This window comes from Microbacterium sp. 22303, from assembly GCF_052045265.1.
Taxonomy (GTDB): Bacteria; Actinomycetota; Actinomycetes; order Actinomycetales; family Microbacteriaceae; genus Microbacterium.
This window is the reverse complement of sequence record NZ_JBQEOQ010000001.1, coordinates 13,289-25,505: the sequence shown is the minus strand read 5'-3', so window position 1 is coordinate 25,505 and position 12,217 is coordinate 13,289. Positions and strand designations below refer to the sequence as shown.

Here is a 12,217-nt window from a genome sequence, read left to right as displayed (position 1 = left end):
AGCCCCGTGGCTGGTCAGCCGCGCATCGGGCGCACGGTCAGGATCTGCTGCACCGTCCCGACCGGGCCTCGCTCATCGTGCAGCACGGTCTCGGTCAGACCCAGCCCGGTCGGGCCGATCGAGACCGTCGTGTCGAAGCCGATCCAGTCGCCCTCGGGCGCAGCGAAGAGATGGCAGGTGAGATCGACGTTCGGGAACGCAACCTCCGTCGGCGCCAGGCGCAGCGTGAGTCCGTTGGCGAAATCGACCATGCCCAGCAGCCGCGAGATCGGCCCGACCGGCTCGCCCTGCAGCAACGGGACCTGCGGCCTCAGCCAGGCCCACGCGTGCCCCGGCTGCCGCTGTCCACGATGGAAGTCCACGCTGCGCACGGCCCCTCCCTGCCAGTGATCGCCCATCTCCCACGGGTCGAGCTCGTTGCGGTCCGGCATCGCGGGCAGCGCACTGCCGACGAACGCGCGGGTGTCTGCCGCCTGCATGAACCAGGCTCGCGCGATGACTGCGGCGCGCCCGTCGTGGCTCAGCACCGCTTCCACGAGCTCGATCGTACGGCCGGGACGCAGGATCCGGACGTCGAGGTCGACGCGCTCGATCGGGATCGTGCCGAGGATGTCGTACGAGATCCGTCCAAGCTGCAGATCGCCGCCCCGACGCTCAGCGTGTTCCCGTTCGATCGCATGCGCGATGAGGCCCAGCGACGGCGCGATGTGCTGCTCCTCGGTGCTCCACGCGCCTTCGACGGCAGCGGTCGGGAGAAAGGCGGACGCATCGACGCGCTCGAAGTAGGCGGGCATGTTCGGATCCTACGTCGACCGCGATCGTCCCCGAACCGGCGGCTCACGGCCGCCGGTTCGGGATGGCGCTCACGACGCGAGCCGCTCCCGGCGCACAGGCTTCCAGCCCGGGCGGGGCACCGCGGCGCGCAGGGCCCGGGTGTACCGCTGCACCGGATCGGCGAGGATCTCGGCGGTGACGCCCTGGTCGACCACGACGCCCTGCTCCATCACGATCATGCGATCCGAGATCTGGTTGACCACGGCGAGATCGTGTGAGATGAACAGATAGCTGATCCTGCGCTCGGCCTTGATGTCGGCGAGCAGGTTCAGGATCTGCGCCTGGATCGACACGTCCAGCGCCGCGACCGCCTCATCGAGCACGATCACGCCGGGATCCGCGGCGAGCGCTCGCGCGATCGCGACGCGCTGGCGCTGCCCGCCGGAGAGCTGGTGCGGGAACTTCGCCCAGAACCGCTCCCCGAGTCCGACGCTCTCCAGGATCGTCTGCGCGGCGACGCGCGGCGTCCCGGTCTTCGCCGTCCCGTGCAAGGCCACCGAGGAGGAGATGATGTCGACGATCCGCTGCCGGCCGTTGAGCGACGAATACGGATCCTGGAACACGTACTGCACCTCGCGCGCCCAGCGTCTCCGGTCGGCGAGGTGACGCACGCCCTTGGCGCGCGACTCGCCGCGCACGGCGAGCTCGCCGCCGGTGACGGACTCCAGCCCCACGAGCATCCTGGCCACGGTGGTCTTGCCCGAGCCGGACTCGCCCACGATCGCGAGGCACTCGTCGGGCCGCAGCTCGAACGAGACGTCGTCGACAGCGACGATCGGCTCACCCCTCCCACCGCGCGGGGCCGGGAAGACCTTGCGGAGGTTCTTCGCGACGATGATCGGTTCTGCGCCGGCGCTCATGCGAAGGCCTTCCGCTGCTCGTGGATCTCTCGGTTGTAGGTGAGGACGGGAAGCCGCGCGACCCGCTCGTCGATGCTCGGACGCGCGCCCAGCAGCTCGATCGTGTACGGATGCTGCGGATCCTCGTACACGTGCGGCCCCTGCTCCACGATCTCACCGGCGTACATCACCGCCAGCCGATCGCAGCAGGCCGCCGCGAGCTCCAGATCGTGCGTGATGAACAGCAGAGCGAGCCCGCGCGCCTTGCGCTGCTCATCCAGGATGGCCATCACATCCGACTGGGCCGTGACATCCAGCGCCGTCGTCGGCTCATCCGCGAGGATGAGCCGCGGCTCGGCCAGTAGCACGCTCGCGATCATCACGCGCTGCAGCAGGCCGCCGGAGAGCTCGTGCGGATACTGCCGCAGGCGCGCTTCGGCATTGCGCACGCCGACCTCGTCGAGCAGCGCCACGGCACGACGCTCGGCATCTCTTCGATCCACGCCCCTGTCCCGCACGAGCACCTCGGTGAGGAAGTCCCCCACCGTGTGGACCGGGTTCACATGTGCGCGCGGATCCTGGAAGATCATCCCGACGTCGGTCTGCCGATAGCGGCGGAGAGCGGCGGCGGACATGCCCAGCACGGAGGCACCCGCGAACTCGATCGTCCCGGACACCCGGAATGCCGGGTCCAGCATGCGCGTGATCGCCCGCGTGGTGAGCGACTTGCCGGATCCTGACTCGCCGACCAGGCCCAGGGCCTCGCCCTCGCCGATCTCGAACGAGACGCCGTTGAGCAGCGTCTGTTCGCTGCGACGCAGGCGCAGGGTGGCCGTGACGTCCTCGAGCCGGAGAAGCGGTTGTGTCATCACATGCCCCTTGCGTTGGTGACGAGGCGGTCGCCGATGACGGTGACGCACCAGACGATGAGGACGATGAGGGCGCCCGCGGCGATCGCCTCGCCGGGGTACCCTCGCAGCGTCGAATCGAACCCGCTCTTGACCATCAGGCCGAGGTCGGCGGTGGGCGGCTGCACACCGAGCCCGAGGAAGGACACGGCGGCGAGATCGATCACCGCGAAGCCGAGCGACGAGACCGCCTGGGCGATCACGATCGGCTGCACGTTGCGCAGGATCTGGGTCGTGGTGATCCCGAACCCCGAGTGGCCCTGCAGCCAGGCGGCAGACACGTAGGGCAGGTTGCGCTCGCGCAGCGCGGCGCCGCGCACCACGCGGGCCGCGTACGGCACGTAGGCGATGGCGAGGCCGCACACGACCGTGAACAGGCTCGGCCCCCAGATCGCGACGGCGATGAGACCGAACACGATCCCCGGCACCGCGAACAGGATGTCCAGCACCCACACGATCACCGCATCGACACGACCGCCGCACCACGCCGCCACGAGCGCCAGCACCGTGCCGACGATCGTGGAGAGCAGGATCACGAGTCCGGGGCCAGCGAGGGTCACCTGCGCGCCGAACATCAGCCGGGACAGGATGTCGCGGCCGAGGGCGTCGGCGCCGAGCAGATGACCGGCGCTCGGGCCCGCGAGCGCGGCGAGCAGGTCGGGCGCGTTCGGATCCGCCGGCGCGACCCAGGGGGCGAACACGGCGGCGAGCACGATGACCGTGAGCAGCACCACCGCGATCGAGCCGATCACGCCGAGGCGATCCCACACGCGACGCAGCAGGCTGTCCCCCCGACGCACCGAGGCATCCTTCGCCACCGCGATGGCGGTCGTCGTTCCGGCGCTCATCGCTTGCTCCCCAGGGTGATGCGCGGATCGATGAACGTGTACAGCACGTCCACGATCGCGTTGACGACGACGAAGGCCACGACCAGCACCAGCACGACCGCCTGCACCACGGCGAAGTCGCGCTGCAGGATCGCCTTGACCAGCAGCGATCCCAGGCCGTCCAGGGCGAACACGTTCTCCACCACCACGGCGCCCGCGATGAGCGTCGCGATCGTGAGGCCGAGCACGGTCGTGATCGGGATCAGCGCGTTGCGCAGCACGTGGCGGCGCACGATCAGTCCCTGCGAGAGCCCCCGGACAGTTGCGGTCTGCACGTGCTCACGTCCGCTCTCCTCGTTGACCGCGGCCCGCGTGATGCGGGCCAGGTAGGCAGCGCTGGCCACGCTCAGTGCGATGGCAGGCAGGAACAGGTGCCAGAGCGTGTCGAACCCGCCGGATCCCACACCGAAGGTGGGGAACCAGCCGAGGCCGACCGCGAACAGGCTGATCAGCGCAACGCCGACCACGAACACGGGCGTGGACAGGCCGATGGCGGACAGGGTCGAGACGACCTGGTCCACCCACCCGCCGCGCAGGGCGGCGACGGTGCCGGCCAGGATGCCCACGACCGCGATGATGACCGCGGCGAGGGCGACGAGCGCCGTCGTCGTCCCCGCACGCGAGGCCAGCAGATCCGACACGGGCTGGCGGTACACGATCGAGCGGCCCAGATCGCCGTGCAGCACATCGCCCAGCCAGGCGATGTAGCGCACGACGAAGGGGTCGTTCAGGTGGTACTGCGCCGTGACGGCGGCGATCTGTGCGGCGCTGCCGCCGCGCGGACCGAGGATGAAGGCGAGGGGGCTGCCCGGGGCCAGGTACAGCAACCCGAACACGAGGAACGAGGTCACCAGGAGTACCAGGAGCAGCCCCCCGATGCGCCTCAGCAGGAAGGACGCGAAGGACATGGGACTACTTCGTCCCGCCGATCGCGACCGCCCACGGTGAGTACAGGTAGGCGAAGGACGGCACGGCGCCGGAGATCCGCTTGTTCTGGATCATCGTGGTCGGCTCATACGCGAGCGGGATCCAGGGCAGACCCTGGGTGACCTTCTCCTGGATGTCCACGACCAGCTTGGCCCGCTCGGCGTCGTCCGTGGTCTGCAGAGCCTTGGCGATCTGCTCGTCGGCGCCGTTCCACTGGATGTAGTCGTGGGAGTTGGTCGACTCGAAGAAGCTGTACACCCCGAGCGGATCCGCGAAATCGCCGTAGTTGGTCGTGAAGAAGCCGTCCAGGCCCTTGCGCGCGGTGGGGTCGAAGTAGAGGTTGCCGAACTGCTCGACCGGGATCACCTTCGTCTGCACGTTCAGACCGATCGCCTGTCCCGCGGCCTGGATGACACTGGCGGTCTGCTCGTGCACGGCCGAGCTGCCCTGCACCGCGAGGACGATCGGCGTCTTCGGCGAGCCGGCCTCCTCGACCAGCTTCTTCGCCTTCTCCAGATCAGGCTTCACGTCGAACTTCTTGTACGCGGCGGAGAACTCGTCCTTGCCGTAGCCCCACATGTCGGGGCCGGCGATCGTCGGCGCCGGGATGCCCGCGCCCTGGAAGACGACCTTCGTGAGTGCGCTGCGGTCGATCGCGAGCGACAGTGCCTGACGGATCTTCTCGTCCCCCATCGCGCCGTCCTTGTTGATCGCCGCGAGCGTCCAGAACACGAAGGACTTGCCGAACGTGGTGGTCACCTTGTCGCTCTTCTGCAGCTGAGACAGACCGGCCGGCGGCAGGTAGAAGAACTGGCCGTCCACATCGCCGGTGCGCAGGGCGTTGATGGCGGTGGACTCGTCGGCGATGAAGCTGAAGGAGATCTCCTTCACCTTCGGCTTCACCGAGGAGTCCCAATACGCGTCGTTGCGCTCCAGCGTCAGGCTCTTGCCGGAGTTCCAAGCGCCGACCTTGAACGGGCCGGTGCACTGCAGGTTGCCCTTCGGCGTGCCGAACGCCTGTCCGTCGGCTTCGACAACGGCCTTCTCCACGATGGCGCCGGCGGCGGAGCTCATCGCCTGGGCGAAGAGCACGTCGGGCTTGGAGAGCTTGACGGTGACCTGGAGCGGACCGGTGACGGTCGCCGATGCGACGTTGTGGAAGTAGTCGGACCAGTAGCTCTTGGTGTCGGGGCCGATCTGGCGCTGCAGCGAGTAGGCCACGTCCTCCGCCGTCAGCGGGTTGCCATCCCAGAACGTCACGCCATCGCGGATCGTGTACACCAGCGTGGTGTCGTCAGGAGTCTCGACCTTGCTGGCCAGGCCCGGCTCGATGGACAGGTCCGGCTTGATCCGCATCAGGCTCTCGCAGAGGTTCGCGGTGACGGTGTTCTCCGCATAGTTCCAGGTGAAGATCGGATCGATCGACGAGGGTTCGTACGGGAGATTCCACTTCAGCTGGTCCACCGGTTCGGTGCCGGCGGGCGTGGTTGTGGCGAGCTTGGTGAGATCGAGCGAGAGCTCGGACGGGCCGGACGTCTGCCCCTTGGGGGTGCCGGTGCAGCCGGCCAGAGCCAGAGCGGCGACCGCCACGACGGCGGCGGCGCCGAGTGCTGTCTTGCGAAGGACCACGAGAAACTCCTGTGTTTTCGGGTTGCGGGTGAGGTGTTGCGGATGGAGGGGGATGCGTCAGAGCACCCGGCCGTGCCGGATGACACGGAGAGGTGCAGGTCGGTCGACCACGAGCTGGGCGATGGTGGGGGCGTCGAACTCGAGACGGGTGGCGCTCGTGGCGTCCGTGTCGAGGGCCAGGTCCGGGATGCCGAGCATCCGACCGCCCTCTGTCGAGGCGATCCGGTAGCACCGCTCGAGATCGGCGTCGGTGATGGCTCCGGTCCGGTAGCCGAGCAGATGAGCGCGGTCCACCATGCTCCCGGTGCCGTACGGGCTCCAGCTGTCTCGCACACCGTCCGACCCCGCGGCGAGCTGCACGCCATGGGATTCGAACAGGTCGAGGTCGGGCACGGGATCCGGTCCCAGCGCGCAGGTGGTGATCCAGAGGCGGGCATCGGCGACATCGTCCAGCGTGGCGCGTAGCGAGGGGAGCGTGTCGTCGCACAGCGCGAAGGCATGGCTGACCGTGACGCGGCCCTGCATGCTCGTGGCGCGGGTGCGGGCGGCGATCTCGCGGATCTGCGCCAGACCCTCCTCTCCCCCGTCGTGCAGGTGGATGTCGAGGTCGCGCCCGGACCGGGCGGAGAGTCCGAACACGGCGTCGAGGTGGCCGGCGACATCGCCGTCGCGGCCGAGCGGATCGATGCCGCCGACGATGTCCGCTCCCGCATCCAGCGACGCCGCCATGAGGTCGAGCGCGCCCGGATCGGTGAGCAGGCCGAACTGCGGGAAGCAGACGATCTGCACGGTGAGATCCGGACCGATCCGCTCGGCCGCCGCTCGTACCCCCTCGACGTGGGCGAGGCCTACGGCGGTGCCCACATCGACGTGGGCGCGCATCGCCAGGGTGCCGTTGCGCAGCGCGTGGGACATCAGCGCGTGGGCGCGGTCCTCGACGCTCTTGCCGTACTCCGAGAGGGCGAGGATGTTGTTGCGGATCAGCTCGTCGAGCGTCGCGGCCGGCCGTCGTGTCATCCACCGGTCGCCCCAGGATGTCTTGTCCGGATGGATGTGCGCGTCGACCAGACCCGCCGCGACGAGCGGACTGCGCTCGGGACCAGCTGCCATCGTGCTCCTGCTCCTCGTCCGGCGTCTTCGCCGGCTCGGATGATCGGGGGTCATCGTGTGGATATTCATCAGGTTATCTGACGTCTGACAACCATACGGCCAACATGGCCCACAATGGAACCGTGGAACCGATCCAACGCCGTTCACTGGTCGACACCGTCGTCGAGCGCCTCCAGACCGAGATCGCTGCCGGCACCTGGGGAATCGGCCAGCGCATCCCCAGCGAGGCCGAGCTCGTCGCCCAGTTCGGCGTCAGTCGCCCCTCCGTCCGCGAGGGCGTGCGCGCTCTTGCGCAGCTCGGCCTCCTCGAGAGCCGACAGGGCGACGGCACCTATGTCATCGCACGCGATCCCACGGAGGTGGCGCTGCGTCGCACCCTCCGCGACGCCGACGCCCTGGAGGTCATGCGCGTGCGCCGTGCTCTCGACGTGCTCGCGGCCCGGGAGGCGGCGCAGAACCGGACCGCCGCCGATCTGACGGTCATCGAGACCGAACTCATCGCAAGGAATGCGGCTGCCCGCCGAGACGACCAGGACGTGTTCATCCAGCACGATGTCGCGTTCCATCTCGCCATCGCCATGGCCGCGCACAACGAGCTGCTCGCCGGGATATATGTCAGCTTCGACTCCTCGTTGCTCAACGCGGTCACCGCGAACGCGCCAGGATCCATGGCGATCGTGGCGACGAGCGCCGACCGACACGAGGCGCTGTTCCACGCGATCCGCAACCAGGATCCGGATGCCGCCCAGGCGGCGGCGCTGGGCGTCGTGGACCAGTCGGAGAAGCTCCTGGACGCCTGACCCCGCCTCAGCAGCATCGGCATACCGCGTGCGGAGTACGCGCACTTCATCCCGTGAGACGATGCGAGGTCCCCGGCGATCAGCGAGGCTGAACGCGGCGGATCCGCCACCGAGTCCTGGAGCGCGAATGACGAGTCCTGCCCCCACGATCCCCGCACCATCGGCGCCGGTGCTCTCCGTGCGCGACGTGCACAAGTCCTACGGCCGAGGAAGCGGTCGTTTCGACGCGCTGAAGGGGGTGAGCCTGGACATCGCGGCTGGCGAGAGCATCGCGATCATCGGCAAGAGCGGATCCGGCAAGTCGACGCTCATGCACCTGATGGCGCTGATGGATGAACCGAGTTCGGGGGCCATAGCGCTGAGCGGCCAGGACACGGCGATGTTGAAGGGGGCGGCGCTGAACCGGATCCGCAACAAGACCTTCGGGTTCGTCTTCCAGCAGTTCTTCCTGACCCCGAATCAGAGCGTTCTCGAGAACGTCGTGCTGCCGCTGAAGATCGCCGGCATCGGTGCGGGCGAGCGGAAGCGCCGCGGCATGGCCGCGCTGGCGCAGCTCGATCTCGCCGACAAGGCCAGGAACAAGGCGGTGAACCTCTCCGGCGGTCAGAAGCAGCGCACCGTCATCGCCCGTGCGCTGGTGAACGACCCGCGCATCATCTTCGCCGACGAGCCCACGGGCAACCTCGACTCGGTGACCGGAGCTGTCGTCGAGGACATCCTGTTCGCCCTGAACCGAGACCACGGGATCACGCTGGTGATCGTCACCCACGACGAGGACCTCGCCGCGAGGTGCGACCGGCGCGTGCACATCAAGGACGGGCTGATCGAGGAGACGGCGGCATGAAGACGCTCGACCTCATCGGCACCGCGATCTCGAGCACCTTCCGCTCGAAGACGCGCACCACGCTCACGATCCTCGCGATCTTCGTGGGCGCGTTCACTCTGACCATCACCAACGGCCTCGGCACCGGCATCAACAAGTACATCGACGACACCGTCTCCGGCTTCGGTGCGAGCGATGTGCTGACGGTCACCAAGAAGGTCGACGCCGGCACCGCACCCGGCAGCACGGCCCCGAGGGAGTACGACCCGAACACGGCGACGACGGGTGGCGGGAGGGGTGGCGTCAGCACCGTCGCCGTGCTGACGCAGAGTGACCTGGACGCACTCGCGAGCGTGAAGGGCGTGACCGCGGTGAAGCCGGTCCGCGCGGTCTCGGTCGACTACGTGCAGTTCGGTGACGGCAAGAAGTACGTGATCAGCGCCGGCGGTCTCGTCGCAGGACAGACCGTGAAGCTCGCCGCGGGCTCCGCGCCGAGCGATTCGACCGGTGATCTGCAGCTCGCGCTGCCCACCGATTTCGTCACTCCGCTCGGCTTCTCGAGCGCCGCAGATGCCGTCGGCAAGACCGTGACGCTCGCGGTGACGGATGCGACTCGCACGCAGCACATGATCGAGGCGACGGTCTCCGGCGTCTCCGAATCGACGTTCAGCCTGACCGGGGGCGCCGCGAGCATGCTGCCGAACGATGCGCTGACCGGCGCGCTCTACGACGCCCAGCAGACGGGCGTGCACGCGGATCAGCAGAACCGTTACACACAGGCCAGGGCCTGGTTCGCACCCTCGTCCTCCCCCGCGCAGGTGACTGCACTGCAGCAGCGTCTCACAACAGCCGGCTTCAGTTCGACGACGGTCGCGCAACAGCTCGGCACTTTCAAGGCGGTGATCGACGGGATCGTGCTGGTCCTGAACGCCTTCGCGATCATCGCGCTGCTCGCCGCGAGCTTCGGCATCATCAACACCCTCTACATGTCGGTGCAGGAACGGACCCGCGAGATCGGCCTGATGAAGGCGATGGGCATGGGTTCGGGTCGCGTGTTCGGGCTCTTCAGCCTGGAGGCGACGTTCATCGGCTTCCTCGGCAGCGCGCTGGGCGTCCTCGGCGGGATGCTGGTCGGCAGCGTTGTGAGCCGGATCCTGGGGCGCACGCTCCTGTCGGATCTGTCCGGACTGCAGCTCGTGGCGTTCGACGCGAGATCCATCGTGTCGGTGATCCTGCTGGTGATGGTGATCGCTTTCCTCGCCGGCACGCTCCCCGCGGCACGGGCTGCTCGCCAGGATCCCGTCGAGTCGCTGCGCTACGAGTAGCCGGGGCACCGGCGGCGTCGCCGGCGCCGTGGGGCAGAGGTCGCGCTGCACGATACGGTGAACTCGTCGAACAGAACGCCCGAGAGGAACAGCATGCGCCCCTACCTGGACAAGGCGATCCCCGATGCGTGGAAGGCCGCGTCCGAGTACTCGGACGCCGTCGCGAGAGCGACGGCAGCGCACGGGCTCAGCACCGCCGAGGCCGAGTTCATCAAGGTGCGCGCGTCGCAGATCAACGCGTGCGCGTTCTGCCTCGACCTGCACGCACGAGAGGCGCGCGGCGCCGGCATCACCCAGCAGAAGCTCGATGTGCTGCCCGCCTGGCGCGAATCCGACCTCTTCACCGAGCGGGAGAAGGCCATGCTGGCGATCGCCGAGGCTGCGACCCGGATGCCGCTCGGCGAGGAGGCGGAGGCCGATCTCGCCGCCGCCCGCGGGCTGCTGGGCGATGACGTCTTCGCGGCCGCGGAATGGGTCGCGCTGACCATCAACATGTTCAATCGGCTCTCCATCCTCAGCGAGCACCCGGTGCGCCCGCGCGACGCCGAAGGCAACCTCATCCGCTGATCCGCACCCGGAGGTGGGACATGATCCAGGGAATCGACACACGGCGGCCGCCATCAGGCCCAGGCTGCGTGGAATGCGAGCGGGACGGAGGGTGGTGGTTCCACCTGCGTCGTTGCGTGCAGTGCGGGCACGTGGGCTGCTGCGATGACTCCCTCGGCCAGCACGCCACCGCGCATGCGACCGGGACCGGCCACCGCTTCATCCAGAGCTACGAGCCCGGCGAGGACTGGTTCTGGGACTATCGCACGTCGCAGATGGTCGACGGTCCGGAACTCGCCCCGCCGCGGAGCCACCCCGAGGACCAATCCGCACCGGGCCCGGCCGAGCGCGTCCCCGCGGACTGGCAGGATCAGCTCCTTCGCGCCCGGGCCGAACGCGACGGTCGTTCCGGCTGAACCGGACCGGATCCTTCGGACAGACCGGATCCTCGCCACGGCCGCAGTCGCTCAGACGACTTCGGGCCCGCCGGAGCGATCCGACGGGCCCGAAGAGTGGGGTGGCGCTTACTGCGCGACGGCCTCGTCCCGACGCGGCAGCACCCAGCCGGCGCGCGGGAAGTGGCACGTGTAGCCGTCGGGGTACCGCACCAGGTAGTCCTGGTGCTCGGGCTCGGCCTCCCAGAACGGGCCCTCGGGCTCGATCGTCGTCACGGCCTTGGCCGGCCACAGGCCGGAGGCGTCGACGTCGGCGATCGTGTCACGGGCGACCCGCTCCTGCTCAGGGCTGAGCGGGAAGATCGCCGATCGGTAGCTCGTGCCGATGTCGTTGCCCTGGCGGTTCAGGGTCGACGGATCGTGGATCTGGAAGAAGAACGCGAGGATGTCGCGGTACGTGGTCTTCGACGGGTCGAAGACGATCTCCACCGCCTCGGCATGCCCCGGGTGGTTGCGGTAGGTGGCGTGCTCGTTGCTGCCGCCGGTGTAGCCGACGCGCGTGCTGAGCACTCCGGGCTGGCGGCGGATGAGATCCTCCATGCCCCAGAAGCAGCCGCCGGCGAGCACGGCGGTCTCGGCGCCCGGGACGCGGGCGATGGATCCGGTATCGGCGGGTCCGCTGGTCATGATGCGTTCTCCTCTGGGGTCTGCGGGGTGGTCTCGAACAGTCCACGGTACGCGCCGTAGCCCTGCTCCTCGAGCTCGGCGGCGGGGATGAACCGGAGAGATGCCGAGTTCATGCAGTATCTCAGCCCGCCCGCATCGCGCGGGCCGTCATCGAACACGTGGCCGAGGTGGCTGCCGGCTCCGGCCGAGATCGCCTCGGTGCGCACCATGCCGAAGGTGCGGTCGGTCTTGGTGGTGACGGCGTCCGCATCGATCGGCCGAGTGAAGCTCGGCCAGCCCGTCCCACTGTCGAACTTGTCCGTCGACGAGAACAGCGGCTGTCCCGAGACGACGTCGACGTAGATGCCCGGATCATGGTTGTTCCAGTAGGCGTTGCGGAACGGCGGCTCGGTGCCGCCCTCCTGCGTCACCGCGTACTGGTGAGCGGTGAGCGCGTTCAGCGCCTCATCGGTCCTGCGGTAGTCGGTGGGATTCATCGTGATGCTCCTCCTCTGGCGCCGCTGGCTG

General features: G+C 68.7%; 14 protein-coding genes. 5 read left to right on the top strand and 9 right to left on the bottom strand.

What is annotated here, in order from left to right:
* Positions 1 to 14 precede the first annotated feature (14 nt).
* The 7 genes from ACTJI8_RS00135 to ACTJI8_RS00105 all read right to left on the bottom strand — a co-directional run bounded on the left by ACTJI8_RS00135 (position 15) and on the right by ACTJI8_RS00105 (position 7,134).
* The gene (locus ACTJI8_RS00135; RefSeq protein ID WP_440731401.1) at positions 15 to 794 is read right to left on the bottom strand and encodes a thioesterase family protein; all 780 of its coding nucleotides are present in this window, start codon (positions 792 to 794) and stop codon (positions 15 to 17) included.
* A gap of 69 nt (positions 795 to 863) precedes the next feature.
* Positions 864 to 1,694 (bottom strand): ATP-binding cassette domain-containing protein, encoded by an 831-nt coding sequence (locus ACTJI8_RS00130; protein ID WP_440731400.1) that lies wholly within the window; start codon positions 1,692 to 1,694, stop codon positions 864 to 866.
* A complete protein-coding gene (locus ACTJI8_RS00125) occupies positions 1,691 to 2,542 on the bottom strand; it encodes an ABC transporter ATP-binding protein (RefSeq protein ID WP_440731399.1) in 852 nt (283 codons plus the stop codon). The genes ACTJI8_RS00130 and ACTJI8_RS00125 overlap by 4 nt, the downstream gene beginning before the upstream one ends.
* Complete coding sequence (locus tag ACTJI8_RS00120; protein ID WP_440731398.1) at positions 2,542 to 3,429, bottom strand: ABC transporter permease; 888 nt, start codon at positions 3,427 to 3,429, stop codon at positions 2,542 to 2,544. Before ACTJI8_RS00120 ends, ACTJI8_RS00125 begins: the two co-directional genes overlap by 1 nt.
* Positions 3,426 to 4,376 (bottom strand): ABC transporter permease, encoded by a 951-nt coding sequence (locus tag ACTJI8_RS00115; RefSeq protein WP_440731397.1) that lies wholly within the window; start codon positions 4,374 to 4,376, stop codon positions 3,426 to 3,428. Before ACTJI8_RS00115 ends, ACTJI8_RS00120 begins: the two co-directional genes overlap by 4 nt.
* Positions 4,377 to 4,380: 4 nt before the next feature.
* Positions 4,381 to 6,024 carry an ABC transporter substrate-binding protein gene (locus ACTJI8_RS00110; RefSeq protein ID WP_440731396.1) on the bottom strand — a complete coding sequence of 548 codons (1,644 nt, stop codon included), beginning with the start codon at positions 6,022 to 6,024 and terminating at the stop codon, positions 4,381 to 4,383.
* Positions 6,025 to 6,081: 57 nt separating this feature from the next.
* Positions 6,082 to 7,134: an amidohydrolase family protein gene (locus ACTJI8_RS00105; RefSeq protein ID WP_440731395.1), complete on the bottom strand. Its 1,053-nt coding sequence runs from the start codon at positions 7,132 to 7,134 to the stop codon at positions 6,082 to 6,084.
* A 122-nt stretch (positions 7,135 to 7,256) separates the two neighbouring features.
* On the opposite strand from ACTJI8_RS00105, the gene ACTJI8_RS00100 reads away from it, so the two are divergent.
* The 5 genes from ACTJI8_RS00100 (at position 7,257) to ACTJI8_RS00080 (ending at position 11,044) form a co-directional block, all read left to right on the top strand.
* On the top strand, positions 7,257 to 7,934 hold the full coding sequence (locus tag ACTJI8_RS00100; protein WP_440731394.1) for a FadR/GntR family transcriptional regulator: 678 nt from the start codon (positions 7,257 to 7,259) through the stop codon (positions 7,932 to 7,934).
* Positions 7,935 to 8,061: 127 nt separating this feature from the next.
* Positions 8,062 to 8,778 (top strand): ABC transporter ATP-binding protein, encoded by a 717-nt coding sequence (locus ACTJI8_RS00095; RefSeq protein ID WP_440731393.1) that lies wholly within the window; start codon positions 8,062 to 8,064, stop codon positions 8,776 to 8,778.
* Positions 8,775 to 10,082: an ABC transporter permease gene (locus tag ACTJI8_RS00090; RefSeq protein ID WP_440731392.1), complete on the top strand. Its 1,308-nt coding sequence runs from the start codon at positions 8,775 to 8,777 to the stop codon at positions 10,080 to 10,082. Before ACTJI8_RS00095 ends, ACTJI8_RS00090 begins: the two co-directional genes overlap by 4 nt.
* Before the next feature lie 93 nt (positions 10,083 to 10,175).
* On the top strand, positions 10,176 to 10,649 hold the full coding sequence (locus ACTJI8_RS00085; RefSeq protein WP_440731391.1) for a carboxymuconolactone decarboxylase family protein: 474 nt from the start codon (positions 10,176 to 10,178) through the stop codon (positions 10,647 to 10,649).
* A gap of 20 nt (positions 10,650 to 10,669) precedes the next feature.
* Positions 10,670 to 11,044, top strand: coding sequence for a UBP-type zinc finger domain-containing protein (locus ACTJI8_RS00080; protein ID WP_440731390.1), 375 nt, complete (start codon positions 10,670 to 10,672; stop codon positions 11,042 to 11,044).
* Between the two features lie 108 nt (positions 11,045 to 11,152).
* Here the strand turns inward: ACTJI8_RS00080 and msrA are convergent, their stop codons facing one another.
* Positions 11,153 to 11,710 carry a peptide-methionine (S)-S-oxide reductase MsrA gene (gene msrA / locus ACTJI8_RS00075; protein ID WP_440731389.1) on the bottom strand — a complete coding sequence of 186 codons (558 nt, stop codon included), beginning with the start codon at positions 11,708 to 11,710 and terminating at the stop codon, positions 11,153 to 11,155.
* Positions 11,707 to 12,186 carry a peptide-methionine (R)-S-oxide reductase MsrB gene (msrB, locus tag ACTJI8_RS00070; RefSeq protein WP_440731388.1) on the bottom strand — a complete coding sequence of 160 codons (480 nt, stop codon included), beginning with the start codon at positions 12,184 to 12,186 and terminating at the stop codon, positions 11,707 to 11,709. The genes msrA and msrB overlap by 4 nt, the downstream gene beginning before the upstream one ends.
* Positions 12,187 to 12,217: the final 31 nt, after the last annotated feature.

Bases quoted from the DNA above. Each gene is read 5' to 3' on its own strand.
- ACTJI8_RS00090 (WP_440731392.1), top strand. From the start codon at position 8,775: ATGAAGACGCTCGACCTCATCGGCACCGCGATCTCGAGCACCTTCCGC.
- ACTJI8_RS00115 (WP_440731397.1), bottom strand. From the start codon at position 4,376: ATGTCCTTCGCGTCCTTCCTGCTGAGGCGCATCGGGGGGCTGCTCCTG.
- ACTJI8_RS00130 (WP_440731400.1), bottom strand. From the start codon at position 1,694: ATGAGCGCCGGCGCAGAACCGATCATCGTCGCGAAGAACCTCCGCAAG.
- ACTJI8_RS00105 (WP_440731395.1), bottom strand. From the start codon at position 7,134: ATGGCAGCTGGTCCCGAGCGCAGTCCGCTCGTCGCGGCGGGTCTGGTC.
- ACTJI8_RS00085 (WP_440731391.1), top strand. From the start codon at position 10,176: ATGCGCCCCTACCTGGACAAGGCGATCCCCGATGCGTGGAAGGCCGCG.
- msrA (WP_440731389.1), bottom strand. From the start codon at position 11,710: ATGACCAGCGGACCCGCCGATACCGGATCCATCGCCCGCGTCCCGGGC.
- ACTJI8_RS00120 (WP_440731398.1), bottom strand. From the start codon at position 3,429: ATGAGCGCCGGAACGACGACCGCCATCGCGGTGGCGAAGGATGCCTCG.
- msrB (WP_440731388.1), bottom strand. From the start codon at position 12,186: ATGAATCCCACCGACTACCGCAGGACCGATGAGGCGCTGAACGCGCTC.
- ACTJI8_RS00095 (WP_440731393.1), top strand. From the start codon at position 8,062: ATGACGAGTCCTGCCCCCACGATCCCCGCACCATCGGCGCCGGTGCTC.
- ACTJI8_RS00125 (WP_440731399.1), bottom strand. From the start codon at position 2,542: ATGACACAACCGCTTCTCCGGCTCGAGGACGTCACGGCCACCCTGCGC.
- ACTJI8_RS00135 (WP_440731401.1), bottom strand. From the start codon at position 794: ATGCCCGCCTACTTCGAGCGCGTCGATGCGTCCGCCTTTCTCCCGACC.
- ACTJI8_RS00080 (WP_440731390.1), top strand. From the start codon at position 10,670: ATGATCCAGGGAATCGACACACGGCGGCCGCCATCAGGCCCAGGCTGC.